This is a genomic window from Pseudomonas abieticivorans, from assembly GCF_023509015.1.
In the GTDB taxonomy this organism is placed as follows: domain Bacteria; phylum Pseudomonadota; class Gammaproteobacteria; order Pseudomonadales; family Pseudomonadaceae; genus Aquipseudomonas; species Aquipseudomonas abieticivorans.
Genome location: NZ_CP094975.1, coordinates 1,040,423 through 1,066,380, shown reverse-complemented (window position 1 = coordinate 1,066,380; position 25,958 = coordinate 1,040,423). Strand labels below are relative to the sequence as shown.

The 25,958-nt window shown below is 56.5% G+C and carries 20 protein-coding genes; 15 read left to right on the top strand and 5 right to left on the bottom strand.

The features are described 5' to 3' along the window. The first annotated feature begins 35 nt into the window (after positions 1-35). Positions 36-665: a LysE family translocator gene (locus tag L9B60_RS04655; RefSeq protein WP_249676799.1), complete on the top strand. Its 630-nt coding sequence runs from the start codon at positions 36-38 to the stop codon at positions 663-665. A 1,078-nt stretch (positions 666-1,743) separates the two neighbouring features. Here the strand turns inward: L9B60_RS04655 and L9B60_RS04650 are convergent. Continuing rightward, complete coding sequence (locus tag L9B60_RS04650) at positions 1,744-2,199, bottom strand: REP-associated tyrosine transposase (RefSeq protein ID WP_249676797.1); 456 nt, start codon at positions 2,197-2,199, stop codon at positions 1,744-1,746. A gap of 365 nt (positions 2,200-2,564) precedes the next feature. Between L9B60_RS04650 and gyrA the strand changes: the two genes are divergently transcribed. The 14 genes from gyrA (at position 2,565) to L9B60_RS04580 (ending at position 21,249) form a co-directional block, all read left to right on the top strand. After that, positions 2,565-5,210 carry a DNA gyrase subunit A gene (gyrA, locus tag L9B60_RS04645; protein WP_249676795.1) on the top strand — a complete coding sequence of 882 codons (2,646 nt, stop codon included), beginning with the start codon at positions 2,565-2,567 and terminating at the stop codon, positions 5,208-5,210. A gap of 109 nt (positions 5,211-5,319) precedes the next feature. Then, entirely contained in the window at positions 5,320-6,405 is a 1,086-nt protein-coding gene (gene serC / locus L9B60_RS04640; RefSeq protein ID WP_249676792.1) for a 3-phosphoserine/phosphohydroxythreonine transaminase, read from the top strand. Continuing rightward, positions 6,405-7,499, top strand: a complete 1,095-nt coding sequence (gene pheA, locus L9B60_RS04635) for a prephenate dehydratase (RefSeq protein WP_249676789.1) — start codon at positions 6,405-6,407, stop codon at positions 7,497-7,499. Before serC ends, pheA begins: the two co-directional genes overlap by 1 nt. 39 nt (positions 7,500-7,538) lie before the next feature. Continuing rightward, positions 7,539-9,746, top strand: a complete 2,208-nt coding sequence (locus L9B60_RS04630) for a bifunctional prephenate dehydrogenase/3-phosphoshikimate 1-carboxyvinyltransferase (RefSeq protein WP_249676788.1) — start codon at positions 7,539-7,541, stop codon at positions 9,744-9,746. Further along, positions 9,743-10,429, top strand: coding sequence for a (d)CMP kinase (gene cmk, locus L9B60_RS04625; protein WP_249676785.1), 687 nt, complete (start codon positions 9,743-9,745; stop codon positions 10,427-10,429). The genes L9B60_RS04630 and cmk overlap by 4 nt, the downstream gene beginning before the upstream one ends. Positions 10,430-10,547: 118 nt before the next feature. Beyond that, the gene (gene rpsA, locus L9B60_RS04620) at positions 10,548-12,236 is read left to right on the top strand and encodes a 30S ribosomal protein S1 (protein ID WP_249676782.1); all 1,689 of its coding nucleotides are present in this window, start codon (positions 10,548-10,550) and stop codon (positions 12,234-12,236) included. Between the two features lie 331 nt (positions 12,237-12,567). Beyond that, positions 12,568-12,852, top strand: a complete 285-nt coding sequence (locus L9B60_RS04615; protein WP_249676780.1) for a hypothetical protein — start codon at positions 12,568-12,570, stop codon at positions 12,850-12,852. Between the two features lie 152 nt (positions 12,853-13,004). After that, positions 13,005-13,307, top strand: coding sequence for an integration host factor subunit beta (gene ihfB, locus L9B60_RS04610; RefSeq protein ID WP_249676777.1), 303 nt, complete (start codon positions 13,005-13,007; stop codon positions 13,305-13,307). A 24-nt stretch (positions 13,308-13,331) separates the two neighbouring features. Further along, entirely contained in the window at positions 13,332-13,574 is a 243-nt protein-coding gene (locus tag L9B60_RS04605; protein ID WP_249676774.1) for a DUF1049 domain-containing protein, read from the top strand. Positions 13,575-14,073: 499 nt separating this feature from the next. Then, positions 14,074-15,516 carry a mannose-1-phosphate guanylyltransferase/mannose-6-phosphate isomerase gene (locus L9B60_RS04600; RefSeq protein ID WP_249676772.1) on the top strand — a complete coding sequence of 481 codons (1,443 nt, stop codon included), beginning with the start codon at positions 14,074-14,076 and terminating at the stop codon, positions 15,514-15,516. Between the two features lie 123 nt (positions 15,517-15,639). Next, positions 15,640-17,007, top strand: coding sequence for a phosphohexomutase domain-containing protein (locus L9B60_RS04595; protein ID WP_249676769.1), 1,368 nt, complete (start codon positions 15,640-15,642; stop codon positions 17,005-17,007). Next, complete coding sequence (locus L9B60_RS04590) at positions 17,004-17,801, top strand: ABC transporter permease (RefSeq protein WP_249676766.1); 798 nt, start codon at positions 17,004-17,006, stop codon at positions 17,799-17,801. Before L9B60_RS04595 ends, L9B60_RS04590 begins: the two co-directional genes overlap by 4 nt. Beyond that, positions 17,801-19,021, top strand: a complete 1,221-nt coding sequence (locus L9B60_RS04585) for an ABC transporter ATP-binding protein (RefSeq protein ID WP_249676764.1) — start codon at positions 17,801-17,803, stop codon at positions 19,019-19,021. The genes L9B60_RS04590 and L9B60_RS04585 overlap by 1 nt, the downstream gene beginning before the upstream one ends. Next, the gene (locus L9B60_RS04580) at positions 19,018-21,249 is read left to right on the top strand and encodes a glycosyltransferase (RefSeq protein WP_249676762.1); all 2,232 of its coding nucleotides are present in this window, start codon (positions 19,018-19,020) and stop codon (positions 21,247-21,249) included. Before L9B60_RS04585 ends, L9B60_RS04580 begins: the two co-directional genes overlap by 4 nt. A gap of 84 nt (positions 21,250-21,333) precedes the next feature. Here L9B60_RS04580 and L9B60_RS04575 read toward each other — a convergent pair whose 3' ends face one another. The 4 genes from L9B60_RS04575 to L9B60_RS04560 are packed head-to-tail and all read right to left on the bottom strand — an operon-like array spanning position 21,334 to position 25,953. Then, the gene (locus L9B60_RS04575) at positions 21,334-21,732 is read right to left on the bottom strand and encodes a GtrA family protein (RefSeq protein ID WP_249679655.1); all 399 of its coding nucleotides are present in this window, start codon (positions 21,730-21,732) and stop codon (positions 21,334-21,336) included. A 5-nt stretch (positions 21,733-21,737) separates the two neighbouring features. Next, on the bottom strand, positions 21,738-23,024 hold the full coding sequence (locus L9B60_RS04570; protein ID WP_249676760.1) for an NAD(P)/FAD-dependent oxidoreductase: 1,287 nt from the start codon (positions 23,022-23,024) through the stop codon (positions 21,738-21,740). A gap of 2 nt (positions 23,025-23,026) precedes the next feature. Continuing rightward, positions 23,027-23,968: an NAD-dependent epimerase/dehydratase family protein gene (locus L9B60_RS04565; RefSeq protein ID WP_249676758.1), complete on the bottom strand. Its 942-nt coding sequence runs from the start codon at positions 23,966-23,968 to the stop codon at positions 23,027-23,029. Positions 23,969-23,970: 2 nt separating this feature from the next. Then, complete coding sequence (locus tag L9B60_RS04560; RefSeq protein WP_249676756.1) at positions 23,971-25,953, bottom strand: hypothetical protein; 1,983 nt, start codon at positions 25,951-25,953, stop codon at positions 23,971-23,973. Between the last annotated feature and the right edge of the window lie 5 nt (positions 25,954-25,958).

Sequence of the window (25,958 nt, the reverse complement as noted above, 5' to 3'; positions counted from 1 at the left end):
TTACCGTCGTCGCTCAATCCTACGGAGTGATGCCCATGCCTGATGCAGCCAATCTCTATCTGTTCGTTGGCGCCGCCATACTCCTGTTGATCGTCCCGGGCCCGAACATGGCTTTTGTGACGAGCCATGCGTTGGCCCATGGTCGACGTGCGGGCTTCGCTGCCGCTCTTGGGATTTCCTTTTCTGACGTGCTAATGACCGCTTTGGTCAGCGCAGGTATTGGCGCAATGGTAATGAGCTGGGCACCAGCATTTGAACTACTGCGCTTAGCCGGGGCGTTTTATCTCATATGGATCGCCTGGCAAGCTTTAAAAACGCCAGCGGTGCCTCAAAACACTCAACCTCAGTTGGCTTCCCTGTGGAAGATCTTCGCTCAAGCCACCCTCAACAGCCTATTGAATCCTAAGGCTCTTTTATTCTTTATGGTATTCCTGCCTCAATTCGTCAGCGCAACAAATGGCGATGTTAGCCTCCAATTAATGTTCCTTGGAACGCTGCTCGCGGTGATCGCGCTCATCTTCCATACCGTACTTGGGATGTGTGCCGGCCAGCTAAGAGGGAAACTGGGCAGCGGCGGGATCTCCACGCGTCTGGGAACTTATGGTTTTGCTGCAGTGATGGCAGCGCTAGCAGCACGCTTGTTGTTTCTTGACCGCCCGCTTTGAAGTAGTGCAGGACTCGGTGCTTGCTTCGCGGATAAATCCGCTCCTACATATGCCTATATTGTCACCTGCACCCTCCTGTAGGAGCGGATTCATCCGCGAAAAACCCACCGCGCAGGGTCAGGCATACCTCAGTGCTTGCTTCGCGGATAAATCCGCTCCTACTTATCCGTATATTGTCACCTGCACCCTCCTGTAGGAGCGGATTCATCTGCGAAAAACCCACCGCGCAGGCTCAGGCATACCTCAGTGCTTGCTTCGCGGATAAATCCGCTCCTACTTATCCGTATATTGTCACCTGCACCCTCCTGTAGGAGCGGATTCATCCGCGAAAAACCCACCGCGCAGGGTCAGGCATACCTCAGTGCTTGCTTCGCGGATAAATCCGCTCCTACTTATCCGTATATTGTCACCTGCACCCTCCTGTAGGAGCGGATTCATCTGCGAAAAACCCACCGCGCAGGGTCAGGCATACCTCAGTGCTTGCTTCGCGGATAAATCCGCTCCTACTTATCCGTATATTGTCACCTGCACCCTCCTGTAGGAGCGGATTCATCCGCGAAAAACCCACCGCGCAGGGTCAGGCATACCTCAGTGCTTGCTTCGCGGATAAATCCGCTCCTACTTATCCCTATATTGTCACCTGCACCCTCCTGTAGGAGCGCATTCATCCGCGAAAAACCACCGCGCAGGGTCAGGCATACCTCGGTGTTTGCTTCGCGGATAAATCCGCTCCTACTTATCCCTATATTGTCACCTGCACCCTCCTGTAGGAGCGGATTCATCCGCGAAAAACCACCGCGCAGGGTCAGGCATACCTCGGTGCTTGCTTCGCGGATAAATCCGCTCCTACTTATCCCTATATTGTCACCTGCACCCCTCCTGTAGGAGCGGATTCATCCGCGAAAAACCCACCGCGCAAGCTCAGGCATACCTCGGTGCTTGCTTCGCGGATAAATCCGCTCCTACTTATCCCTATATTGTCACCTGCACCCCTCCTGTAGGAGCGGATTCATCCGCGAAAAACCCACCGCGCAGGCTCAGGCATACCTCAGTGCTTGCTTCGCGGATAAATCCGCTGCTACAGCCATTTGGCGTCCCATAAGGGGTAATCCCCGATGTGTTTTACCAGCCCGGCACGCAATGGGTTGGCGATGATGTATCTCGCGGCAACTTTAATGTCGTCTTCCTTTCGCAAGGCCCGATCATGGTATCCCTTTTGCCACAATGGTCCGCTGCGGCCCAGGTGGCGGTTGATGCTGTGGCTGGAGTGCGCCTTGATCCGTCGCAGCAAATCGCCCAGGGTGCCTGCCCGCAACTGCACCAGCCAATGCAGGTGGTCTGGCATGATCACCCAGGCATTCGATTCGGCGATGCCGTCGTCGTGTTCGAGCTTTAGCGCCTCGATTAGCCCTCTGGCGGTTTGCCAGTCCCTGAAAATCGCTTCTCGGTGCTGAATTACCGTGGTCACCAGGTGAATGCGGCCATGCTCGGAAAAGCGCCCTTGGCGCAGATTTTTCGCAGTGTATAGAGGCATTCCATTGTCTCCAGTGAGTGGAGGTTGGAATTTATACCTCTCGGGCCGCCTGCAGCGTGACGATGGGTTTCAGTGTGTGTAATTGCCGATTTTTCGCCAAAACCCCCTCAAAGCCCCCACAAGCGCGATCATCCGTCGATTAATGGTTTTGCCAGGCTTTCAGGGGATAGGTCCCTGACGGCGATTGTGGTAATATCCGGCGGTTTCCAGGGTCGCTCGTTGGGGCGGCCTCAATTGCGCAGATCCGTGGTTTAACTCGTTGATTTGTCGTATGTCGCTGCATGGCAAACCGCCTGCGGCGCCGAGCTTCGTTCGTCCCATATGGATGTGACGGGGTTTCACCAGAAAAAGGAATCAGGCTTCTCATGGGCGAACTGGCCAAAGAAATCCTCCCGGTCAATATCGAAGACGAGCTGAAACAGTCCTACCTTGACTACGCGATGAGCGTGATCGTCGGGCGGGCACTGCCGGATGCGCGTGATGGCTTGAAGCCCGTGCATCGCCGTGTTCTGTTCGCAATGAGCGAACTGGGTAACGACTGGAACAAACCGTACAAGAAATCCGCTCGTGTGGTCGGTGACGTGATCGGTAAGTATCACCCGCACGGTGATACCGCGGTGTACGACACCATCGTACGTATGGCCCAGCCTTTCTCGCTGCGCTACCTGCTGGTCGACGGCCAGGGCAACTTCGGTTCGGTGGACGGCGACAACGCCGCGGCCATGCGATACACCGAAGTGCGCATGACCAAGCTGGCCCACGAACTGCTGGCCGACCTGCATAAAGAAACGGTCGACTGGGTGCCCAACTACGACGGCACCGAGCTGATCCCGGCGGTCATGCCCACCCGTATCCCCAACTTGCTGGTCAACGGCTCCAGCGGCATCGCCGTGGGCATGGCCACCAACATTCCGCCGCACAACCTGGGTGAAGTCATCGACGGTTGCCTGGCGCTGATCGACAACGCCGACATCACCATCGATGAGCTGATGCAGTTCATCCCCGGCCCCGACTTCCCGACTGCCGCGATCATCAACGGCCGCGCCGGTATCGTCGAGGCCTACCGCACCGGTCGCGGTCGCATCTACATGCGCGCCCGCTCCACGGTCGAAGACATCGACAAGGTCGGCGGCCGCCAGCAGATCGTGGTCACCGAGCTTCCGTACCAACTGAACAAAGCCCGCTTGATCGAGAAGATCGCGGAGCTGGTCAAAGAGAAGAAGCTGGAAGGCATCACCGAGCTGCGCGACGAGTCCGACAAGGACGGCATGCGCATCGTGATCGAGCTGCGCCGTGGCGAAGTGCCAGAGGTGATCCTCAACAACCTCTACGCCCAGACCCAGATGCAGGCCGTGTTCGGCATCAACGTCGTGGCCCTGATCGACGGCCGCCCACGCATCCTTAACCTCAAGGACCTGCTGGAAGCCTTCGTTCGCCACCGTCGCGAAGTGGTTACCCGCCGTACCGTGTTCGAACTGCGCAAGGCCCGCGAGCGCGGCCACATCCTTGAAGGCCAGGCGGTCGCCCTGTCCAACATCGACCCGGTCATCGCCCTGATCAAGGCTTCGCCAACCCCGTCCGAAGCCCGCGAAGCACTGATCAACATGCCGTGGGAATCCAGCGCCGTGGTGGCGATGGTCGAGCGCGCCGGTGCCGACTCGTGCCGTCCGGAAACCCTGGACCCACAATACGGCCTGCGTGACGGCAAGTACTTCCTGTCGCCGGAACAGGCCCAGGCCATCCTTGAGCTGCGCCTGCACCGCCTGACCGGCCTTGAGCACGAGAAGCTACTGGCCGAGTACCAGGAGATCCTCAACCAGATCGGCGAACTGATCCGCATCCTCAGCAGCGCCGAGCGCCTGATGGAAGTGATCCGCGAAGAGCTGGAACTGATCCGCGCCGAATACGGCGACGTGCGCCGCACCGAGATCCTCGATGCGCGCCTGGACCTGACCCTGGGTGACATGATCCCGGAAGAAGAGCGCGTGGTGACCATCTCCCACGGCGGCTACGCCAAGACCCAGCCGTTGGCTGCCTACCAGGCCCAGCGCCGTGGCGGCAAGGGCAAGTCGGCGACCGGCGTGAAGGACGAGGACTACATCGCCCACTTGCTGGTTGCTAACAGCCACACCACGCTGCTGCTGTTCTCCAGCAAAGGCAAGGTGTACTGGCTCAAGACCTACGAGATCCCGGAAGCCTCGCGTGCCGCCCGTGGTCGCCCGCTGGTCAACCTGCTGCCGCTGGACGATGGCGAGTACATCACCACCATGCTGCCGGTCGAGGAATACACCGAAGGCCACTTCATCTTCATGGCTACCGCCAACGGCACCGTGAAGAAGACCCCGCTGGAATCCTTCAGCCGTCAACGCAGCGTGGGCCTGATCGCCCTTGAGCTGGACGAAGGCGACGTGCTGATCTCGGCCGCCATCACCGATGGCGAGCGCGAAGTGATGCTGTTCTCCGACGGTGGCAAGGTCACGCGCTTCAAGGAATCCGACGTGCGTGCCATGGGCCGTACCGCCCGCGGTGTGCGCGGCATGCGCCTGCCAGAAGGGCAAAAGCTGATTTCCATGCTGATCCCGGAAGAAGGCAGCCAGATCCTCACGGCTTCCGCCCGTGGTTATGGCAAGCGCACCGCCATCAGCGAGTTCCCCGAGTACAAGCGTGGCGGCCAAGGCGTGATCGCCATGGTCAGCAACGACCGCAACGGCCGCCTGGTCGGCGCGGTGCAGGTGCTGGACGGCGAAGAGATCATGTTGATCTCCGATCAGGGCACCCTGGTGCGTACCCGCGTGGGCGAAGTGTCAAGCCTGGGCCGTAACACCCAGGGCGTGACCCTGATCAAGCTGGCCAGCGACGAGACGCTGGTGGGCCTGGAGCGGGTGCAAGAGCCGTCCGAAGTCGAAGGCGAGGAATTGCTGGAAGGCGAAGAGGGTGAGCAAAGCGTTGACGCGGTAGAGGTCGATGGCGATGGCGATGTGGCAGGCGAAGACGAATTGCCGCAGGAGTGATTCAGTAATATTGCGGTGATTGTTTCGCGGATAAATCCGCTCCTACAGGGGCGGATTTGTCCGCGAACACGTACTACCAACACAGAATTCAAGCAGAGCGAGAGTGGATGTGAGCAACCGAGCCTTTAACTTCTGCGCAGGTCCTGCTGCGCTTCCTGAAGCTGTTCTGCAGCGCGCCCAGGCCGAGATGTTGAACTGGCGTGGCAAAGGCCTCTCCGTCATGGAGATGAGCCATCGCAGCGACGACTACATGGCCATTGCCGAAAAGGCCGAGCAAGACCTGCGCGACCTGATGTCGGTGCCGTCCAACTACAAGATCCTCTTCCTGCAAGGCGGCGCCAGCCAGCAGTTTGCCGAGATCCCGCTCAACCTGTTGCCAGAAAACGGCACCGCCGACTATATCGAAACCGGTATCTGGTCGAAGAAGGCCATCGAGGAAGCGCGTCGCTACGGCAGCATCAACGTGGCTGCCAGCGCTAAGCCCTACGACTACCTGGCCATCCCAGGTCAGAACGAGTGGAAGCTGACCGAAGGCGCCGCCTACGTTCACTACGCCTCCAACGAAACCATCGGCGGCCTGGAATTTGACTGGGTACCGCAGACCGGTGACGTTCCGTTGGTGGTCGACATGTCCTCCGACATCCTCTCGCGCCCGTGCGACGTGTCGCAGTTCGGCATGATCTACGCCGGTGCCCAGAAGAACATCGGCCCGAGCGGCCTGGTGGTGGTGATCATCCGCGAAGACCTGCTGGGCCGCGCTCGCAGCAGTTGCCCGACCATGCTCGACTACAAGGTGGCGGCCGACAACGGCTCGATGTACAACACCCCGGCCACCTACTCCTGGTACCTCTCGGGCCTGGTGTTCGAGTGGCTCAAGGAGCAGGGCGGCGTCCAGGCCATGGAAATCCGCAACCGCGCGAAAAAAGACCGTTTGTACGGTTTTATCGACGCCAGCGACTTCTACACCAACCCGATCGCGCACAACGCCCGTTCGTGGATGAACATACCGTTCCGCCTGGCCGACGAGCGCCTGGACAAGGCCTTCCTGGCCGGTGCCGACGCCCGTGGCCTGCTCAACCTCAAAGGCCACCGTTCAGTGGGCGGCATGCGTGCCTCCATCTACAACGCCCTGGGGCTGGACGCGGTTGAAGCGCTGGTGGCCTACATGGCCGAATTCGAGAAGGAAAACGCCTGATGTCCGACCAGGAACTCAAGGCCCTGCGGGTCCGTATCGACGCCCTCGACGAGAAAATCCTCGAGCTGATCAGTGATCGAGCCCGCTGCGCCGAAGAAGTGGCGCGCGTGAAGATGGCATCCCTGGCCGAAGGCGAGGTGCCGGTGTTCTACCGGCCCGAGCGTGAAGCCCAGGTGCTCAAGCGCGTCATGGAGCGCAACAAGGGGCCTTTGAGTAACGAAGAGATGGCGCGGTTGTTCCGCGAAGTCATGTCTTCGTGCCTGGCGCTGGAAAACCCGCTGAAAGTCGCTTACCTGGGCCCTGAAGGCACCTTCACCCAGGCGGCGGCCATGAAGCACTTCGGCCATGCCGTGATCAGCAAGCCGATGGCGGCCATCGACGAAGTGTTTCGTGAAGTGGTGGCAGGGGCGGTGAACTTTGGCGTGGTCCCGGTGGAGAACTCCACCGAGGGCGCGGTCAACCACACCCTGGACAGCTTCCTGGAACACGACATGGTTATCTGCGGCGAAGTCGAGCTGCGTATTCACCATCACTTGCTGATCGGTGAAAACACCAAGACCGACAGCATCACCCGCATCTACTCTCACGCCCAGTCCCTGGCCCAGTGCCGCAAGTGGCTGGACGCGCACTACCCGAACGTGGAACGCATCGCGGTCTCCAGCAACGCCGAAGCCGCCAAGCGCGTGAAGGGCGAGTGGAACTCGGCCGCCATTGCCGGCGACATGGCTGCCAGCCTGTACGACCTGCAGCGCCTGGCCGAAAAGATCGAGGACCGCCCGGACAACTCCACGCGCTTCTTGATCATCGGCAGCCAGGAAGTGCCGCCCACCGGCGACGACAAGACCTCGGTCATCGTCTCCATGAGCAACCGCCCGGGCGCCCTGCACGAGCTGTTGGTGCCGTTCCACGACAATGGCATTGACCTGACCCGTATCGAGACGCGTCCGTCGCGCAGCGGCAAATGGACCTACGTGTTCTTCATCGATTTCGTCGGCCACCACCGCGACCCGCTGGTCAAGGGCGTGCTCGAGAAAATCAGCCAGGAAGCCGTCGCGCTGAAAGTGCTGGGCTCTTACCCCAAAGCGGTGCTTTAAGCTGTGGTTGATGTCATGTCTACGCAATCTGCAGGCCCTATGATCGGCCGTCTCGTGGTAATCGGCCTGGGCCTGATCGGCGGTTCATTCGCCAAGGGTGTACGCGAAAGCGGGCTGTGCCGCGAAGTGGTGGGGATGGACCTGGACCCTCAGTCGCGGCTGCTGGCCGTTGAATTGGGCGTGGTCGATCGCTGTGAGGAAGACCTCGCCCTGGCCTGCCAGGGGGCGGACGTGATCCAGCTGGCCGTGCCGATCCTGGCCATGGAAAGGCTGCTGGGCAAGCTGGCTGCACTCGATTTGGGCACGGCCATTCTCACTGACGTCGGCAGCGCCAAAGGAAACGTAGTGCGCGCGGCACGCCAGGTGTTTGGCAATAATCTTGCACGCTTTGTGCCTGGGCACCCGATTGCCGGGTCCGAGCAAAGCGGGGTCGAGGCCTCTAACGCCGAGTTGTTCCGTCGACACAAAGTCATCCTCACGCCATTGCCGGAAACCGAGCCATCTGCCCTGCAGGTCGTCGATACCCTGTGGCGGGCGCTGGGGGCAGACGTCGAGCACATGCAGATCCAGCGGCATGACGAAGTGCTGGCAGCCACCAGCCATCTGCCGCACCTGCTGGCGTTTGGCCTGGTCGATTCGTTGGCCAAGCGCAACGAAAACCTGGACATCTTCCGCTATGCCGCGGGAGGTTTCCGAGACTTTACCCGGATCGCCGGCAGCGACCCGGTGATGTGGCACGACATCTTCCTGGCCAATCGCGAGGCGGTGTTGCGCACGCTGGATACGTTCCGCAGCGACCTGGACGCCTTGCGCGATGCAGTCGATGCGGGGGATGGCCACCAATTGCTGGGTGTATTCACCCGTGCGCGGGTGGCGCGCGAACATTTTGGCAAGATCCTGGCCCGCCGGGCCTATGTGGAGAAGATGAGCACGAACGACCTGGTTTTCCTGGGCCAACCCGGAGGCAGCCTTAAAGGCCGCGTTCGCGTGCCCGGTGACAAGTCGATTTCCCATCGTTCGATCATGCTTGGCGCCCTGGCCGACGGCACCACCGAAGTGGACGGCTTCCTGGAAGGTGAAGATGCCCTGGCCACCCTGCAGGCATTCCGCGACATGGGCGTGGTCATCGAGGGCCCGCATCACGGCCGCGTGACCATCCATGGCGTCGGCCTGCACGGCTTGAAAGCGCCGCCGGGGCCGATCTACCTGGGTAACTCCGGTACGTCGATGCGCCTGCTGGCAGGGTTGTTGGCCGCACAAACGTTTGACAGCGTACTCACCGGCGATGCCTCGCTGTCCAAGCGCCCGATGAATCGCGTGGCCAACCCGCTGCGCGACATGGGCGCGGTCATCGAAACCGCTGCCGACGGTCGGCCACCGCTGACCATCCGTGGCGGCCAAGCGCTCAAAGGCTTCAACTACACCCTGCCCATGGCCAGCGCCCAGGTCAAATCCTGCCTGCTGCTGGCCGGCTTGTATGCCCAAGGCCGCACCAGCGTCACCGAGCCTGCGCCCACCCGTGACCATACCGAGCGCATGTTGCGTGGGTTCGGCTACCCGGTGAGCGTCACTGGCCCGAGCGCGTCGGTCGAGTCCGGGCACACCTTGCATGCCACCCGAATCGAAGTGCCGGGGGATATCTCCTCGGCGGCCTTCTTCCTGGTGGCGGCCTCGATCGCCGAAGGCTCGGACCTGGTGCTCGAACACGTGGGCATCAACCCGACGCGCACCGGGGTGATCGATATCCTGCGCCTGATGGGCGCTGACATCACCCTGGTCAACCCGCGCGAAGTAGGGGGCGAACCGGTTGCCGATCTGCACGTGCGGGCTGCGGCCCTCAAGGGCATCGACATGCCGTTGGCGCTTGTGCCGCTGGCCATCGACGAATTCCCTGTACTATTCGTCGCTGCGGCCTGCGCGCAAGGCCGTACTATTTTGCGCGGGGCGCAAGAATTGCGGGTCAAGGAATCGGACCGTATCCAGGTCATGGCCGACGGCCTGCTGGCACTGGGTGTGAAATGCGAACCAACGGCAGACGGCATCGTCATCGATGGCGGGCCGATCGCTGGCGGTGAAGTCCATGGCCACGGCGATCACCGTATTGCCATGGCCTTCAGCGTGGCGGCTCTGCGGGCCAGTGCGCCGATTCGCATCCATGACTGCGCCAATGTCGCCACCTCCTTCCCGAACTTCCTGGCCTTGTGCGGCCAGGTCGGGATTCGCGTATCTGAAGAGGGCAAGTCGTGAATGTTGCGCCAGTAATAACTATTGATGGGCCAAGCGGTTCGGGCAAAGGCACCATCGCCGGGATCCTGGCCAAGCAGTTGGGCTGGAACCTGCTGGACTCCGGCGCCCTTTATCGGCTGCTGGCGTTCAATGCCGGCAACCACGGTGTAGACCTGACCAACGAAGAGCTGCTCAAGCAGCTTGCCGCTCATCTGGATGTGCAGTTTATCGCGGCGACCGACGGTCATCCGCAGCGCATCATTCTTGAGGGCGACGACGTCAGCACCGCCATCCGCAACGAGCGGGTCGGTGCCGGCGCTTCGCAGGTTGCCGCGCTGCCTGCGGTGCGCGAGGCCCTGCTGCAGCGCCAGCGCGCGTTCCAAGAGCAGCCGGGCCTGGTGGCCGATGGGCGTGACATGGGTACCGTGGTGTTCCCAGCCGCCCCGCTGAAAATATTCCTCACCGCCAGCGCCGAGGAGCGTGCCCGTCGCCGTTACTTGCAGTTGAAGGCCGCCGGCGATGATGTTAGTCTGTCGAGTCTGCTAGATGAGATACGTGCGCGTGATGAACGCGACACCCAGCGAGCGGTAGCCCCGCTCAAGCCGGCGGCTGACGCCATACAGCTGGATTCCACGGAATTGTCCATCGAGCAGGTGTTGCAACGCATCATGAGCGAGATCGCACTCCGCGATATCGCCGGGTGACCAAGGAGCGCGCAGGGGACCAGTCATAGTCCTGCCTGCTTCTTTTAATTGAACGAACCCGCATTGTCTGGAGTGCGGCTGATGGGCGTTTACTTCGCCCTAATCTACAGGAATTAAAATGAGCGAAAGCTTTGCGGAACTCTTTGAAGAAAGCCTGAAAACCCTCAACCTTCAACCAGGTGCGATCATCACCGGTATCGTTGTCGATATCGACGGTGACTGGGTTACTGTCCACGCCGGTCTGAAGTCCGAGGGCGTCATCCCGCTCGAGCAGTTCTACAACGAAGCTGGCGAACTGACCATCAAGGTCGGTGACGAAGTTCACGTTGCGCTGGACGCGGTCGAAGACGGCTTTGGCGAAACCAAGCTGTCCCGTGAAAAAGCCAAGCGCGCTGAGTGCTGGATTGTTCTGGAAGCTGCTTTCGCCGCTGAGGAAGTGGTCAAGGGCGTTATCAACGGTAAGGTTAAAGGCGGCTTCACTGTCGACGTTAACGGCATCCGTGCGTTCCTGCCTGGTTCCCTGGTTGATGTCCGCCCAGTGCGCGACACCACCCACCTGGAAGGTAAAGAGCTCGAATTCAAGGTCATCAAGCTGGACCAGAAGCGCAACAACGTTGTCGTTTCCCGTCGCAGCGTCCTGGAAGCCGAGAACTCGGCCGAGCGCGAAGCTCTGCTGGAATCCCTGCAGGAAGGTCAGCAAGTCAAAGGTATCGTCAAAAACCTCACCGATTACGGCGCATTCGTCGATCTGGGTGGCGTCGATGGCCTGCTGCACATCACCGACATGGCTTGGAAGCGTATCAAGCACCCATCGGAAATCGTCAACGTTGGCGACGAGATCGATGTCAAGGTTCTGAAATACGATCGCGAGCGCAACCGTGTTTCCCTGGGCCTGAAGCAACTGGGCGAAGACCCATGGGTTGCTATCAAGGCACGTTACCCAGAAAGCACCCGCGTAATGGCGCGTGTAACCAACCTGACCGACTACGGCTGCTTCGCAGAGCTGGAAGAAGGCGTGGAAGGCCTGGTACACGTTTCCGAAATGGACTGGACCAACAAAAACATCCACCCTTCGAAAGTCGTACAAGTCGGCGACGAAGTGGAAGTTATGGTTCTGGACATCGACGAAGAGCGTCGTCGTATCTCCCTGGGCATCAAGCAGTGCAAATCTAACCCATGGGAAGATTTCTCTGGCCAGTTCAACAAGGGCGATAAAATCTCCGGCACCATCAAGTCGATCACAGATTTCGGTATCTTCATTGGTCTGGACGGCGGCATCGACGGCCTGGTTCACCTGTCCGACATCTCCTGGAACGAAGTGGGCGAAGAAGCCGTACGTCGTTTCAAGAAGGGCGACGAGCTGGACACCGTTATCCTGTCCGTAGATCCAGAGCGCGAGCGCATTTCCCTGGGCATCAAGCAACTGGAAAGCGATCCGTTCTCTGAGTACGTGATGGTCAACGACAAAGGCGCTATCGTTCGCGGTATCGTTAAAGAAGTTGATGCCAAGGGCGCAATCATCACCCTGGCCGATGACATCGAAGCTACTCTGAAAGCCTCCGAAATCAGCCGTGACCGCGTTGAAGACGCGCGCAACGTTCTGAAAGAAGGCGAAGAAGTAGAAGCCAAGATCATCAGCGTTGACCGCAAGTCGCGCGTGATCCAGCTGTCCGTCAAGTCGAAAGACGTTGAAGACGAAAAAGAAGCAATCCAAAGCCTGCGCGACAAGCCAGCTGCTTCGGACATCGCTGCAGGCCCAACCACTCTGGGTGACCTGCTGCGTGCTCAAATGGAAAAGCAGAACTAAGTTCTGATTGACCATTAGAAAAAGGGCGACTTCGGTCGCCCTTTTTCATGCCCGCAATAAATGTAGGAGCGGATTCATCCGCGAAAAGCCCCCCCCTACCTACCTGATATCCCGCAATCTTCCCCCGCCTTCGGCGTGCCCAACCCCTTCGCGCCTCCCCTGCAATCAAGTCGTCATCTCCCCCTATCACCCTTGCATGCATCCGACCCTCACGTAAGGTGCGAATTTTGCAGGAATATTTCTCTGTAATGGCGGTCTACACTCCAAGGGCAAAGCCATCCAAGGCCACGCTCCGACGATGGACCACTGAAAACCACCGCCAAGGCAGGATATGAAAGGGATCTGGATAGTGATCGCCACCGTCATCCTCAGCGGATGCGCAGCGACTGTCTCGAAACACACCATACGAGGCGTGCAAAACCTGCACATCAATTGCTCAGGCCTGACGTCATCGTGGGGCAAATGCTATGAAAAGGCGCAGCAGAAATGCGGCGCTGCCGGTTACAACGTCGTCACCCAGTCATCGAAGTACAAAGACACCGAAACCGATCAGTACCCGTTCGGCTTCAACCCGGCGGGCTTCTCCAGCCGCAGTCTGATCGTCATCTGCAAGTGATATCCAAGAGGCGAGGGCAGTGCGCCACCAGGATGTGTGTCGGCCTGGTTCGAGCATTTACAAGAAGTCAATACATAGGCTGTTCAAATGGCTCCGGTCGTGCTAAAACCATTGAAGCAGATGTCTAGCTTCTTGATAAAGAAGGGAAAAATATGACGAAGTCGGAACTGATCGAACGTATTGTCACCCATCAAGGGCTGCTTTCATCCAAGGATGTGGAGCTGGCCATTAAGACCATGCTCGAGCAGATGTCCCAGTGCCTGGCCACTGGCGACCGCATCGAAATCCGCGGCTTCGGCAGCTTCTCGCTGCACTACCGCGCCCCCCGCGTGGGCCGCAACCCCAAGACCGGTCAATCGGTCAGCCTGGACGGCAAGTTCGTACCACACTTCAAGCCAGGCAAAGAACTGCGCGACCGAGTGAACGAAGACGAAGAGGGTGAAGTCCACGCTTAAGTGGATTGATGAAAGGAGAGGCGCGTGCGTAATTTCAAAAAGCTGCTGCTGGTGTTGATAGTACTGGCGGTCGTGGCGGTAGCGTTGCTGTTCGTGCTGGAAAACCAGCAGGGCGTGGCGTTGGTGTTCCTGGGCTGGGCGGGGCCGCAGTTGCCGGTGTCGGTGCTGGTGCTGGGGGCGCTGCTGGTGGGGTTGGCGGTGGGGCCGGTGTTGGGGGCGATTGTGGTGGCGCGTCGGCCTAGGTTAAAAGTCAGCAAGGCGGCGTAGCCGCTCAAATTTCAATTCTCGGCGCCGGCGCAATGTCGGCGTGCCGAAGCGTATGCGAAACATTTCCTTGCGGTTCCAACCGTCGCAAAACTCCCTGAATCGAAGCCGTCAGAATGTTCAGTGTGCATAATGCTGCATCTTGCTTCGTAGGCTGTTCACCTCTGCAGACGTCTAAATGCCTTCTGCAAAATGTGTCTGGGATGTTCATTCGAGTGCCCACTTATTAACAATAGTGCTTCTTTGATATCATTGGAGGTCATTGTTCTTGATTCTGCTCCGGCATTTGGCCTTGGCCGTCGTTGCTGCGCAAGCCTCGGTCAATGTTCTCTGATATTCTTGCAGCCCTGCCAGCGTTGGCTTGGAGCCATCAAACGACGGTAAAGCAGCGCCTAAAATTTCGTTCAGTCGGGAACGGTCTTAGGCCGTGCACTTGCTGAAAAAAACTGACTGTAGCCAGCTCTGACTTAGCATTCTTGAGTGGCGGTAAAGGATCCAAGATATGGAATTGATCCCGGTAATTCTCTCCGGTGGCGTGGGTAGCCGCTTGTGGCCAGTGTCTCGTGAGGCTCACCCAAAGCCTTTCATGGCATTGCCTGACGGGCAGAATCTGATTCAGAAAACCTTCCTGCGTGCGGCGAAGCTTGAAGGCGTGGTTGAAGTGTTGACCGTCACCAATCGCGAGCTTCTGTTCAAGACCGAAGACGAATACCGCGCTATCAACTCGAACGGCCTGGCTCAGGGTTATATCCTCGAGCCGTTCGGCCGTAACACGGCCGCAGCAGTAGCGGCCGCCGCACTGCAACTCAAGGCGGTGCATGGCCCCGACGCGCACATGTTGGTGCTGGCCGCCGATCACCTGATTCAGGACGAAGCTGCCTTCGCCAGTGCCGTTGCCAAAGCGGTAAACCTGGCGGCCAAGGGCTGGCTGGTCACATTCGGTATTCAGCCGCAGTATCCTGAGACTGGCTTCGGTTACATCGAGGCCGCCAAAGGTGAAACGCTGGAAGGTGGCTTACAGGTCGAGCGTTTTGTAGAAAAGCCTGATTTGAAAACAGCCGAGTCGTACGTTGCCGCCGGCAATTACTTCTGGAACTCGGGCATGTTCTGCTTCCGTGTCGGTACCGTAATCGACGAGTTGGAGAAGCACGCCCCGGATGTCGTCGCAGCAGTAGCCCAAACGTTGGAGCAATCACGTCGCACAACCGCTGCCGGCTACAGCTGCCTGGCACTGGACGCCGACACCTTTGCCAACGTACCGGACATCTCGATCGACTATGCATTGATGGAGCGCTCCGACAAGGTTGCGACCATTCCATGCGACATCGGTTGGAGCGATATCGGCTCTTGGAACGCCGTCAGCGACCTAACGGCGCCGGATGACTTGGGTAACCGTTTCGAAGGCGAAGTGTTTGCTCATGGTTCACGCAACAACTACGTCAACAGCGAAGGCCGTCTGACTGCTTTGGTTGGCGTAGAAGACCTGCTGGTGATCGATACACCCGACGCCGTGCTAATCGCGCACAAAGATCACGCCCAGGATGTGAAACACATCGTCGGCCAATTGAAGGCTAAGGGGCATCACCTGCACCTGCTGCACCGTACGGTGCACCGCCCCTGGGGCACCTACACTACCCTGGAAAACGGCGAGCGCTTCAAGATCAAGCGCATCGTGGTCAAGCCTGGTGCCTCGCTTTCGCTGCAAATGCACCACCATCGCAGCGAACACTGGATAGTTGTCAGTGGTATGGCCGTGGTCGTCAACGACACTCAGGAACTGATGCTTAACACCAACGAATCCACTTTCATTCGGGCAGGTCACAAACACCGCCTGAAGAACCCGGGTGTGATTGATTTGGTACTGATCGAAGTGCAGAGCGGCGATTACTTGGGCGAAGACGATATTGTTCGCTTCGAAGATAATTACGGCCGCGTCGACAAGTAACCACACTGAAACCGTTGCGAGCCCCATACCCTGGGACTTGCGCGCCATAGGCTTCGCACCTTGGCGGTCCATTTTTGGCATTGCCGCCCACGGGCGGCATTGCACATTCAGTGAGTGAGTAGAATGTACCCTCCCATCGTTACGCAATGCTTCAAGGCCTATGACATTCGTGGTCAGGTCCCTGAGCAACTCAACGAAGACATTGCCTACCGCATCGGTAGGTCGCTGGTCGCCGAACTACAGGGCAAGTCCTTCGTGGTAGGTCAAGACATGCGCCTGGAAAGCCCGCCGCTGGCTACAGCACTGATGCGCGGCATCACTGATGCCGGCGCCAACGTCATTGATATCGGCTTGTGTGGTACTGAAGAAGTCTACTTCGCCACAAGCCACTACAAGGTCGATGGCGGCGTCATGATCACCGCCAGCCACAATCCGAAGGGTTACAACGGCATGAAGCTGGTCAAGGCCGAGTCGCGCCCGATCAGTGGCGACACGGGCCTGGACGCCATCCGGCTGCGCGTCGAACAGGGCAGCCTGGGCGACGAAGCGCTCAGTAAAGGTGAGGTACGGCAAGCTTTCGACAAGACGGCCTACATCGATCACCTGCTAACTTATGTCGACGTCGCGGCGCTCAAGCCTCTGAAAATCCTTGCCGACCCTGGCAATGGTGCTGCCGGTCCGGTGCTCAAGTTGCTCGCCGCGCGTCTACCGCTGCAGTGGGTACTCATCAACGAAGAGCCGGACGGTCACTTCCCTAACGGCGTACCCAATCCGCTGCTGCCGGAGAACCGTGAACTGACCCGTCAGGCACTACTAGCCAACGGCTGCGACATGGGCCTGGCGTGGGATGGTGACTTCGACCGCTGTTTCTTCTTCGACGCAGAAGGCCGCTTCATCGAGGGTTACTACTTGGTGGGCCTGCTGGCCGAGATGCTGCTCAAACAACACCCCGGCAGCAAGATCATCCACGATCCACGCCTGACCTGGAACACCATCGAGCAGGTCGAGCAGGCTGGCGGTATCGCCGTGCAAAGCAAGACCGGGCACGCGTTCATCAAAGAGCGTATGCGCCAGGAAGACGCGGTGTATGGTGGCGAGATGAGTGCGCACCACTATTTTCGGGATTTTGCGTACTGCGACAGCGGAATGATTCCGTGGTTGTTAGTAGCGGCGTTGATGTCCGAAACTGGCAAGACACTTGCGCAGTTGGTTGATGAGCGGATTGACGCCTACCCATGTACCGGCGAAATCAATTATCGGGTCGCGGATGTTCGCGCGACCCTGAATAAAATTCGCGCTCATTTCGAACCGCGCGCGCTAGATGTTGATGAGACAGATGGCGTCAGCATGGCGTTCCATACCTGGCGCTTCAACGTCAGGGGCTCCAATACCGAGCCATTGCTGAGGCTGAATATCGAGGCCCGTGGCGCTTCGGAGCAATTGAATCGCCTGCTGTTTGACGTCGAGTCCTTGATAGAGGTTGCCCCATGATGCCTGCGGCCATCCAGGCGCTATGGAACTATCGTGGTTTTATCCTAGGTAGCGTCAAGCGCGAGTTCCAGGCCAAGTATACCAACTCGATGCTTGGTATTTCGTGGGCGGTCATTCAGCCGTTGGCGATGATCACCGTGTACACGGTGATATTTTCGCAAATCATGCGTGCCAAGTTGCCGGGTGTGGAAAGCGTTTTTGGCTACAGCATCTATCTGTGCGCGGGCATTCTCACGTGGGGCTTTTTCGCCGAAATCGTGGGTCGTGCACAAAATATTTTTATCGAAAATGCAACACTGTTGAAAAAGCTCAGTTTTCCACGACTGTGCTTGCCGGTTACGTTGGTATTGAATGCAAGCCTGAACTTTTTGATCATTTTCTCGCTGTTTGTGGTGTTCATGCTGGTTACCGGGCAGTTTCCAGGCATTACCTTCCTAGCGATTTTTCCGGTGCTTGCCATCCAGGTGCTGTTTGCCATTGGCCTGGGTATTTCACTGGGAGTGCTCAACGTTTTTTTTCGCGACATCGGCCAGCTGTTTGGTGTGGTATTGCAATTCTGGTTCTGGCTGACGCCTATCGTTTATCCGGCCAATATCCTGCCGGCACAATTGCAACCCTTCATGCAGCTCAATCCCATGGCGTCAGTGATTGGTGCCTACCACCAGATCCTTGTGCACAAGCAGTATCCCGATTGGCTCTCACTGTGGCCAACGGCTTTATTGAGCTTGTGCCTATGTTTGTGGGGGCTCCATTTGTTCAAGAAACACTCCGGCGAACTGGTGGATGAGCTCTGATGGGTAGCATAAGTGTTCGCAATCTGGGCAAGGCCTACAAGCAGTATCCGAGCCGTTGGTCACGCCTGGTGGAGTGGTTGGTACCGTTCAGTGGCGTCCGGCATCGCCTCAAATGGGTGCTGAATGATCTCAGCTTCGAGATCAAGCCAGGCGAAGCAATGGGTATTATCGGCATGAACGGGGCGGGTAAAAGTACCCTGCTGAAAATGATCACCGGTACCACTCAGCCCACTCGTGGCTCCGTTGAAATCAAGGGGCGCGTGGCTGCGCTGCTGGAGTTGGGAATGGGTTTTCACCCAGACTTCACGGGGCGTCAGAACGCGGTCATGGCAGGGCAACTACTGGGCTACAGTGTCCAGGAAATTGATCAGCTGATGCCTCAAATCATCGAATTCGCGGAAATCGGAAGTGCCATCGACCAGCCCGTCCGCATGTATTCAAGCGGCATGCAAATGCGCCTGGCGTTTAGCGTGGCAACTGCCAACCGACCTGATGTGTTGATCGTCGACGAAGCGCTTTCGGTGGGCGATGCCTACTTCCAGCACAAGAGCTTTGAGCGCATTCGCAAACTGCGAGAGGAGGGTACCACCCTGCTCATTGTCTCTCATGACAAGGCAGCCATTCAGTCCATTTGCGATCGCGCTATCTTGCTGAACGAAGGTAACATCGCCATCGAGGGTAACCCCGAGACGGTCATGGATTTCTACAACGCCATGTTGGCCGAGCGCGACAGCGGGTTGGTCAAGCAGACCGTGACATCGGAAGGGAAGGTTCAGTCCCTGTCTGGCTCAGGTGAGGCCACGGTAGAAAGAATCGAATTGCTCGATGAAGAAGGCGCCGCGGTCGAAACCATCAACGTGGGCCAGCGTGTGGCGTTGCGGATCACAGTGCGCGCAATTGAAGACCTGTCCCAACTGGTATTGGGCTACATGATCAAAGATCGGCTTGGTCAGGAAGTGTTCGGTACCAATACATTCCATTTGGCTCACTCGGTGGAACAGGTCACTGCGGGATCAACTCTGGTTTTCAATTTTGCCTTCTCCGCCAACTTGGGCGTAGGCACCTACTCGGTTGCGACAGGTTTGCACGAGTCCGATACACACTTGAGTAAAAACTATGAGTGGCGGGATCTCGCGTTGATTTTCAATATTGTCAACTTGGATAAAAGTGGTTTTGTGGGCGTTTCATGGATGCCGCCAAGCCTGGAGCTTCATCGATGAACAAAGGTTTTTATCGGGCTTTCGAAGATAAACTTCGCGGTTCGCGGCAACTGATCAAGGCGCGTCTTGAGGCGTATTTACCATTTCTTGGTGTGGTCAAGGAGCTCTACTTAAACCCTCAAGTAGTCGACTTGGGTTGTGGTCGCGGGGAATGGCTTGAACTTCTGGGTGAAAACGGCTTTGCCGCGCGCGGCGTGGACCTTGATGATGAAATGTTACAGGCTTGCCGGGACATCGGTCTGAACGTAACGACTGGTGATGCGCTGAGCTATCTGAAGTCGATGCCTGACGATAGCGTTGTTGTAGTCTCTGCTTTTCATCTGGTTGAACACATACCTTTTAACACGCTCCAGGACTTGGTGATCGAAGCGCTTCGTGTGCTCAAACCGGGTGGTTTATTGATTCTCGAGACGCCAAACCCGGAAAATCTCGTGGTAGGCACTGCGAATTTCTATCTTGACCCTACGCATATCTGCCCTATTCCACCAGCATTGCTATCGTTCGTACCTGAGTATTACGGGTTTGACCGGGTGCAGACCGTGCGTCTGCAAGAGGCTGCAGAGTTGGTCAACAACCCAGACGTCAGTTTACTGGACGTGTTGCAAGGTGTCAGTCCTGACTACTCGGTAGTTGCCCAAAAGTGTGCCCACGCCGATATCATGGCCCTCACCAGTCCACCGTTCAGCCGTGATTACGGGCTGACCCTGCATAACTTGGCGAGTGTCTACGATCGTAAGCAACAAGCGCGCATAGATGAGGTGAAAAGCGAACTGGCCTCAATCTATGAAAGCCGCTCATGGAGGTTTTCCGCCCCGGTACGCTGGTTTGACAGCAAAATTGCAGCGCTTCGTACGTTGGACCTGAAGGCAGCTTTCATGTCATTGATGTGGGCGCTGTTTGGCCCAGTGCTGCGTTTAACCAGGAACGTACTCAAAGTTGTGGTCAGGGCTTGCCCGCCCTTGCGTTGGCTTGCCAGAAAGCTAATGGCGCGCGTTCCCCTGGTGCTGCGCATTATTCGGCGTATCGAAAAAAGTGGGATAAGTTACGCAGAGTTTAATCCAAGCCGTGATACCCCAGAAATGTTCATTGATGTCACGCACGTATTCACCGAGGATCTGCGAACAGGCATTCAACGGGTTGTACGGTCGATCTCCGCTGAAATTGATCGGGAATTTATCCCTGGTATCAAAGTCGAGCCTATCTATCTGACGGATGCCGGAGGCTATTGGCACTACCGGTATGTAAACGGTTTCGCTGATGATTATGAAATTGTCGTGCCGAAAAAAGATGATATCTTCCTCGGGCTAGACCTCAATGCGCGGGTTATCGGCGCCGTTCAAACTGGTATGTTTCAGGATTGGAAGCGTCGTGGAGCCAAGGTGTCATTTGTTATTTACGATATTTTGCCCATCGAACACCCGGAATGGTGGCCGGGTGAAGTGGGTATGCATCACGAACAATGGCTTCGTGCCGTGATGAGTGTCTCCGACAGCTTGCTGTGTATTTCCAAGGCTGTCAGTAACTCTGTTCAAGCATGGGCCGTGCGTGCCGGATACGATGCCGGCAAGATACCGGTCATGAAGTTTTTCCATTTAGGCGCGGATGTTGAAAACTCGCTACCTTCTATCGGTATTCCCGAAAATGGCGAGGCAGTGCTGGGTCTTTTGAAAAGCGCACCGAGCTTCCTCATGGTAGGTACTGTCGAGCCGCGCAAAGGCTACGCGCTGACCTTGTCGGCCTTTGAGTTGTTGTGGGCGCAAGGTGCTGATATCAAGTTCGTTATCGTTGGCAAAGAGGGTTGGCTGGTCGAAGAGTTAGCTCAGCGCATGCGGAATCACCCGGAGTTGGGTAGCAAGCTATTCTGGTTGGAAGGCGCGAGTGATGAGTACTTGGACAAAATCTACGACGCTGCGACCTGCCTGATCGCTGCTTCCGAAGGCGAAGGTTTTGGTCTGCCATTGATCGAGGCGGCGCAGCACAAGCTTCCTATTATTGCACGTGATATTCCGGTGTTTCGTGAGGTTGCGGGCGAGCACTGTCATTACTTTTCCAGCGCGACGAGCCAAGGTCTGGCCAATACATTGAGCCTCTGGCTGGACCTTTACGCACGTACTGAACACCCGACTTCGACGCAAATGCCGTGGCTCACATGGAAGGAAAGTGCCGAGCAGTTGAAAAACATCCTGGCGACTCAGCGGATTACCAATACCCAAGCACAGGCAAGCTGACGGCAAGCTCAAGGAAAAAAAGCTGGCGGCACCGTGGGTGGGCCAGCTTCTAGTGTGCTCAAACCGACCCTTGTGGTCGGTTTTTTATTTATCCCGGAAGGAGAGGTGCTTATGCCCCAGATAACTTGTAAACACAGGGACGACCACGCCTACCGCATGTGAGATTTCCTTAGTGAGGAAGGTGACATTCAGCGCCGGCAGCAGGTAATAGGCCATGCCTAGGCTGATGAAGTATGTTTGCACTACGGCGACCAAGTTCACCAGCACAAAGAACAGGACCGAGTGCTTCAGCGGCTGGGTATTCTCTTTGAAGACAAATGTCTTGGCCAGAAAAAAGGCAGTGACCATACCGGTAAGGTAGGCCAATATTACCGCCGTGGAAAAGCTGGTCCACTGGTTGTAAAGGATCCGCGAGAAAAAGTTGACAGCCGCTGCTGTGCCGCCCGTCACTAGGAATTTTACAAACTGCTTGTTCATGAACATCTTGGTCAAGAGGCCGCATCCTTCGCCAGTTTCCGGCCGTAATCGATACTTTCAGAGATGCCGCGGTCTTCAGGGTAGTAGTAGGAAGTGTCCGCTACCCAAAGGCCTTTTACCGGTAGTTTAGCGTCTGGAATCGTCTCCAAGAATTTGGGGCCACAAATCGGCTGTGCATAACGATAGCGGCTTGCGCGAATGTCAAGGAAATCTTCATCATCGAGTGAGGGGTTAATTTTCTTGAGGTATGTCTTGACCTTGCTGATGAAGTTTTCATCAGGCTCTTGAAACTTTGCATGCTCACCCGGCATGTAGAACGGCACGTAGACAATGTGCTCATCCAGTGGGCGAAGATTTGTATATTCCACCAGCCCAGGGATGTCCATCTCAGTGTCGTTGGTATTCAGCCAGAAATTCTCAGTCACGGCTTTTTTCAACTTGGCGATCACGCAAACTACCGCAATATTCTTGATGTTTTTAAATTTATTGAGGATGTCTGCTGGCAAGTCCGGGATGATGACTGGAATGTACGGCAACGGTATGGTGCTGATTACTTTGTCGAAACTTTCCAGCTCACCATTACGGATGACGCCTTTGACCTGGCCGGCCTCGATGACCACTTTGGATATTCTGCTCGAAAGCCTGATCTCGCCGCCGGCTTGCTTGATAGCGTTGGACATACCGTCGAGCAGTGTTGTGGACCCACCCTCCAGATAGCCCAGTTTCTCTTTGAAAAGGCTATAGCGCGAGCGGCCTATCCGGCGAATTCGGCTCCAGATCCAGGCGGCCGAAAGGTTGTCTTTGAAGTCGTAGAACTTGAAGTCGAACAGCCGACGCCACAGCACCTCGTAGGCTTCTGCGCCGACCCAGCGTCTGATCCAGCTGACGGCCTCGACATCATCCAGCGGCTTCCAGTCATTGCGCTTGGTGCATAGGAAAGCATGTAGGCCGTACCGGAATTTAGCTACCAAGCTCAGCCCACGGAATTTTAACAAAGCTATCGGGTTGCCCCAGGCCTGCAGTTCATTGCGGTACCAGTAGCCCATCTTTGTCTCGACCCAGCGCATTTGGTCGTCGATGCCTAACTCTTTCAGCATCTGAAGGAACGCATGGTCCGAAATGCAGTGGAAATGGTAATAGCGTTCAATGGTCAACCCGGAGAAGTCGAAACCCGCGGTCATGCCGCCGACACGGTCATCGGCCTCAAAAATGACCGGGTGCTTACCATCTTTGGCCAGTTGGTAGGCCACCGCCAAACCCATCGGGCCCGCCCCCAGAACCGCAACGCGCTCGCCCATGCTTAAAACTCCAAAATATATTTGCTGTACATTGGGTCGTTGAATGTTTCATTCAACGCGTTTGAAAACGAAGTGCAAGGTACATTGAACAAGCTTGGCCAGTCGATCACTTCGAATTCATCCTTGGCGCTCAGCGCTTGGAGCTGCTGGGTGGTGAAGGGTGGATTCTTATCAAACAGTGACCAGGTCCAGATCAGGGCGTAAAAAAGACCATAAGGAATTTTCATGATGACAGTAGTGGCGTGAGTAGCTTTCTTGATTTCACGAATTATATCGATGTAATCGACTTTCTCATGCCCGGAGATATTGTAGATCTTGTTTTCTACGTCGTTTTCGATACAACTGATAATGATGTTGCAGAAATCTCCGACGTAGAGCGGCTGGCGCATATATTTGCCATTTCCCGGAATAGGGAATATTGGGACTTTTTTCATGAAGCGCGACAGCCACCCAAGGTGCTTTCTGTCAAACCAGCCAAACATTAAGGTCGGTCGAAGTATGGGGCATTTTACGCCGCTGGCCAGTACCATCTGTTCTTGTTCGATTTTTGAGCGCGTATAAAAATCGTCCGCCACCGACTCGACAACTGAAGAACTGATATGAACAGTCTTGGCGATACCATAGTGCTTGATCAGTTCGAGGATGTTACGAGTGGAATCCACGTTGTTTTCAACGAATTCCTGGTACTCCAGTCCGCCGATCTGTGCCTGGAGCATGACAACGACATCGGCGTTTTCGAAATGACGGGCCCAATCCCCCGGTGTAGCCAGGTTCGCAAAGTAAGCCTCAATGCCAGGGTAGGCCTGACGTAATACTTCGAGGTTTTTCTTGTGTTTGTCGATGACGACGATGTTGGTATAGCCTTTGGCCTTCAATCGGGCAACCAGATTTTGCCCCACTAGGCCGGCACCTCCTGGCAGTACAATTTTTGACGACTTGTTCATTATCATTCAGCTCCTACTTGCATGCCGTACAACGCCACACCCAGTTTTCTTTGGTCATCCGATTGCCCGAGTTCCTTTGGGGAGATCGGATTTTTGATGTTAATTTTCAAATAGATCATTTTGTGCGCACCCGCATTAACCTCGAAGGTCAACTTTTTCCGCGCTGTGCTTCTGTCAAACGCTTGGGTGGCCAACACGCGGTCGTCTTGGGTTATCTCGATGTGTTGATTGTGTTTAGAACTGGGAATAAAAGCTGCCAAGTCGAGGGTGACGGAGCCTGAGAAACCTTCTGGAACAGGGATGCTGAGCGTCGCAAGTTTTCCCATCGACCAGACGAAGTCTTGCTCTGCCAATGACCAGCCATAGTCAAGAATGTAGCGATTAAACAGGTCTTGATGCCCGTTGATGGATTGGAAACCCATTCCCGCGACGACAGGGGGTACCATTTTTATAAATAAAAGGCGAGGGGTCGTGACCGCAATTTGTGTCTCCCCATGCGCCGCTGGCGTATTGCTAGTCACAAAGAATCGACTGTTGTTCTCTACTTCGTCAGGCGTACACATGGCATCACGGGTAAACGAGATGTGCCAGTTTTTCTTGATACAGAAAAGCGACGTGCCATGCCTGACGCCGTACATTTCTATGCCCAGGATATCTGACCAGACAGTGCCCCAGGCCTTTCCGTTATCAAGGTCAAGTACCATGCGCTTCGGATAGTTAAAGTCACTCAGGGCCTTATAGGATTCCGCAATGTTGGGTTGATTATAGATATTCGTGTAGCTGGGTGGTTTGCTGATGTTGTAGTAGGTGACAGTAACGCAGGCGACGATGGCTGCAATCGAAACAACCCGTTTAGTTGCCGAGCTCAGCCAGCCACTACAGAAAAAGAAAAGGACGGCTGCTGTCAGTGCGGGCACTGAATAGTAGAAAAAGCCAATGTAGATCTGATCGAGCATGTCCACGCCGTATTTTGCATAGAACAAAAAGGCGCAGGTGGCTGCAATGAACGTCAGGCTGATCGCTCGGATCCAATGGTATTTGGCATGGGGCAATCGAGTGTTGGCGAAAATTAACGCTGCCACGCCGAACAGGGCAGGGAGTATCCCGCCCCAGTAGACCAGGGTGTAGCTCAAGGCCTGTCGCATAGTGTTCGGTACATGCCCGCCGCTGAATGTGGCGTAGGCCACGATAGGCCCTGGAAAGTGGATCATTGTCTCAATGACAAGGGGAACGAAGAACAGCGCGAGGGTCGCGACGCTGAGCCCGATTGGCTTGATATTGCGAACAACGTAGTCCTTACTGGTGATGACACTCTCCCGATCGCTTTTATAAAAGGCGATTCGATTGAATATCAGCGTCAGAACAAGCGTGATACCCAGAACCGCAACAAACGAAACGTGGCCATTGATGAGGAAGCCGGAGGACAGCGCCAATGACTGCAGTGAGTCCGTGCGCCCGTTGAATAGAGTTGAGATCGAAATGATCATAACGGTAAATGGCAGCATATACAGATTGGGAAACCACATTCCGGTCAGGAAAGGGGAGTCGCAAAAGGTAATTACGGCAAGAAAGACAGCAGTAATCAATGCTGCGTCAGTCAGTGCGCCCGTCAGCCTGCTCAACAGCTTGAGCATGAGGGTAATCCAGAAAGCAGAATACAGGGCAACGGCCAGTAACTGGCCGGAAAACGGCGAAGAAGTAAGCTTTAGAGTGTCGAAGAACAGAAACTCGCCAAATGCCATGACGTAGAGGATCGCCGGCCCCGGGTGGTTGAAGCCCACGCGCGAGTAGTTGCCTACGAAGAGTGAAAAAGACTTGGCTTTTTGGATCAGCAGGCTGTTGGCGGCGAAGTCGCTGACTTCAAGGTTCTGAATGCTGATGACAGGCCAATTGGAAATCGCCAGTACGGCAGCAATGATCAGGAACAACAAAACAAACCAGCCGCTGCTGATAGGCTTGTTGCTAGAAAGTGGCGTGGTACTCAAGGTGA